The sequence below is a fragment of the Bartonella sp. CL63NXGY genome (assembly GCF_042194905.1).
Classification (GTDB): domain Bacteria; phylum Pseudomonadota; class Alphaproteobacteria; order Rhizobiales; family Rhizobiaceae; genus Bartonella.
Map to the genome: position 1 here is coordinate 328 of NZ_JBHINK010000102.1, position 356 is coordinate 683.

Here is a 356-nt window from a genome sequence, read left to right on the forward strand (position 1 = left end):
GTCTGGGGATAAGGCTTCCTTGACCACCCCAATCGCATGCCCCTGCATATCAATATTAAAGAGGTCATCTAGATCGGTTTGGACAATCGTATCGTTATCTAAATATAATACTCGTGCTTCTGGAATGCATTGCGGAATCATAAACCGAGCATAGGTCATCTTGGTAATGTTACCAATGGACAGTTGTTCATTGGCAATTTGCCGCGAATCAATTTTAATGTCACGGATTTCAATCCGTAAGGATTGCAGCCGTTGCCTTAAATTGGCAAACCATTCTTGGGGGAGGGCGTCATTCAAAATACAAATGGTTAGGTCAGTATTGTGATAGGCAATTGACTTAATTAAAGTTTCAGTTG

General features: G+C 41.3%; 1 protein-coding gene. It reads right to left on the bottom strand.

Annotation, left to right across the window (positions count from 1 at the left end):
• Window positions 1-356, bottom strand: a 356-nt coding sequence (locus tag ACFIK0_RS09480) for a glycosyltransferase (protein ID WP_375663923.1), incomplete at both ends; no start/stop codon positions are given.